This window comes from Brachyspira pilosicoli, from assembly GCF_019402445.1.
In the GTDB taxonomy this organism is placed as follows: domain Bacteria; phylum Spirochaetota; class Brachyspiria; order Brachyspirales; family Brachyspiraceae; genus Brachyspira; species Brachyspira pilosicoli_B.
Genome location: NZ_SRZM01000204.1, coordinates 1 through 2,949 on the forward strand (window position 1 = coordinate 1; position 2,949 = coordinate 2,949).

Annotated in this window: 3 protein-coding genes; all 3 read left to right on the plus strand. The window is 32.4% G+C overall.

Annotated elements, in window-relative coordinates; translation table 11 throughout:
* Positions 1 to 145 precede the first annotated feature (145 nt).
* From E6A48_RS07265 to fliN, 3 genes are read left to right on the plus strand one after another with little or no spacing between them, the layout of a single operon-like run.
* Positions 146 to 694, plus strand: coding sequence for a flagellar basal body-associated FliL family protein (locus E6A48_RS07265; protein WP_157151926.1), 549 nt, complete (start codon positions 146 to 148; stop codon positions 692 to 694).
* A 30-nt stretch (positions 695 to 724) separates the two neighbouring features.
* Positions 725 to 1,756 carry a flagellar motor switch protein FliM gene (fliM, locus tag E6A48_RS07270; RefSeq protein WP_013244574.1) on the plus strand — a complete coding sequence of 344 codons (1,032 nt, stop codon included), beginning with the start codon at positions 725 to 727 and terminating at the stop codon, positions 1,754 to 1,756.
* 4 nt (positions 1,757 to 1,760) lie between these two features.
* Entirely contained in the window at positions 1,761 to 2,807 is a 1,047-nt protein-coding gene (fliN, locus tag E6A48_RS07275; RefSeq protein WP_219709364.1) for a flagellar motor switch protein FliN, read from the plus strand.
* Positions 2,808 to 2,949: the final 142 nt, after the last annotated feature.

Sequence of the window (2,949 nt, forward strand, 5' to 3'; positions counted from 1 at the left end):
AAAAAAATATGTTAAGTATTTTCTTAGTTTACCGATTTTTAATGTAGATACAGTAATAACAAAGTTAACATAAGAGTTGATTATTTATTTTACTGTTATATAATAAAAGGTATTATTAAATATTTAATTAAGCGAGGAAATTTATATGGCAGAACAAGAAGAAAACTTAGAATTAGAAGAAGGCGAAGAAGAGGAACAAAACGAAGCTCAAGCAAAGAAAAAATTCACTTTAAGCCCGATGATAATAAAAATACTAATGATAGTAGCTGCCATTTTAGTAGTTGCTTTAATATCTGGGCTTATAGCGTTTTTTGTTTCTAAGAGCGTAGGAAGAGCCGCAGGAGTAAATGCTGGTGTAGTAGATGGTATGATTAAACAGCCACCTCCAACATATTTTGCTATTACTCCAGAGTTTAATGTTAATACTGCTGATATGGATGTTGCAAGATTTGTAAGAGTAAGCATAGTATTGACTTACACTACTAATGTTAAACAATTAGCAGTAGAGCTTCCAGAGAGAGGATATATGATAAGAGATAGAATATATTCTTTAATAAGTTCTTATACTTATGACCAATTAAGAACTAATGAAGGAAGAGAGCAATTAAAAGCTGATATTAAACGTGAAATAAACAGTATGTTAAAAAACGGACAAATAGATGATATATTATTTGATAGTTTCTTGTTGAGTTAATGAGTTAAAATAAAGTATAAGGATAATAGTATGACAGAAGTATTGTCACAAAGTGAAATAGATGCATTATTAAGTGCTATATCATCTGGCGAAGTGTTGGATAATATTGATACTAAACGTGTAGAAGTAGAGCATAGAAAGATTAAGATTTACGACTTTAAGCGTCCTGACAAATTCTCTAAAGACCAAATAAGAACGCTTCAAATGATGCATGAAAACTTTGCACGTGTTACTACAACTTCATTATCAGCTCAATTAAGAACTTTAGTAGGTATACACGTAGCAAGCGTAGACCAGCTTACTTATGAAGAGTTTATAAGAAGTGTAAGTAATCCATCTACTTTGGCTATTGTGAGTATGGACCCTTTAAAAGGAAGTTCTATTTTAGAGATTGACCCATCTATTACTTTTACTATTATAGATAGGTTATTTGGAGGAGCTGGAGAGAGTCCTAAAAACTTAAATAGAGAATTAACAGATATTGAGCTATCTGTTATGGAAGGTATTATAGTAAGAATATTGGGTAACTTAAGAGAGGCTTGGTCTCAGGTAATAGATTTAAGACCGCGTTTGGGTTCTATAGAAACTAACCCTCAGTTTGCTCAGATGGTTAGCCCTAATGACATGGTTGTACTTATTACTTTAGAAACAAAGGTTGCTGATGTTGAAGGTATGATGAACTTCTGTATACCTTATATTACTATTGAACCTATACTTTCTAAATTCTCTGCTCAATATTGGTATGCTTCTGTAAGAAGAGGAAGTACTAGTGAAAATTTAAAAATTATTAAAGAAAAATTACAAAATATATATGTTGAAACTTCGGCTGAACTTGGTTCTATGCAATTACCATTATCAGACATTCTTAATTTACAAAAGGGCGATGTTGTTAAGTTTACTGAAACTAAGATTACTGACCCTGTGATATTCAAGATTGGTACTAGGAAGAAATTCTTATGCCGTCCTGGTATATCTGGAAGTAGAATGGCTGTACAGCTTACTGGTGTTATGGATGGAGAAACTGATATCACCGAAGATGATTTATTAAAAGAGGAGGATTAAGGTTATGATGAGTGACGGTGCATTATCTCAAGATGAAATAGAAGCTTTGCTTAAAGGAAGTGAAGAGGCTTTTGGAAGCACTGATAGCACTTCAACATCTGCTGGAAACAGCAATAATGTAGATAAGCAGCTTTTTAATGAGGCAGCTAAAATCATAGCAGATAATCAAGCTTATTCATTATCTTCTATTTCTACAAAGACTGTGTCCATCACAAATATTACTACAACTGTTGGAGATGTAAGTAATTTGCATCAGATGCTTTCTGGTAAAGTGATAGAAGCAAAAGTATCATACACTGGCTCAGCTAATGGTAATGTTTATTATTTTATGGATGAGAAAGAGGCTTTAACTATAGCTTCTCTTATGACTGGTCAAGCTGAAACAGATTTGAATGATATGGTAGCACAAGTATTAAAAGAAGCTTTCTCTCAAATGATTGGGGTTTCTGATAGTGCTTTAACTTCTAAGTTTGGAGGAAACTTTACTAATGCTCCTGTAGAAACTAGTATATTAGATGATTCCGCTTCAATAAGTATTACTGGTCCTTTGGCTATAGTAAGCGGTTCTCTAAGTATAGATGGAGAAATAGATAACGCTCCTTATATATTTGCTTTTGAATTACCTGTTTTACAAGCTATTTTATCTAATGCTTCAAAAACTGCTTCTAATTCAAATACAGCAAGTACAAGCAGCAGTAATAATACCCAAGCTAATGATAATGGAAAACAACTTGGCGTACAGCATGCAGAATTTAATTCTTTAATGCCTGCTTCTGATGTTCAAGGTACTGGTAACATCGGTCTTTTGATGGATGTTACTATGAATATGACTGTTGAACTTGGAAGAGCTACTATGACTATTAAAGATATTTTGGGTCTTGGTGAAGGTTCTATAATTGAGCTTCAAAAGTTAGCTGGGGAGCCTGTTGATTTGCTTGTTAATGGAAAATTGATTGCTAAGGGTGAGGTTGTAGTTATTGATGAAAACTTCGGTGTTCGTGTAACTGATATTATTAGCCCTATGGACAGATTAAGAAACAAATCTAAATAAGAGATAAGATTTAATTAAACATAAATACCTTTTTATAACGGAGTTTTAAAAAGCTCCGTTTTTTATTTTTAAAGTATAAATCAAAAATTATATTTTGTTATATAAGCTTTTATTTTATTCAACTTTTTCCCGCCTTCGCGGT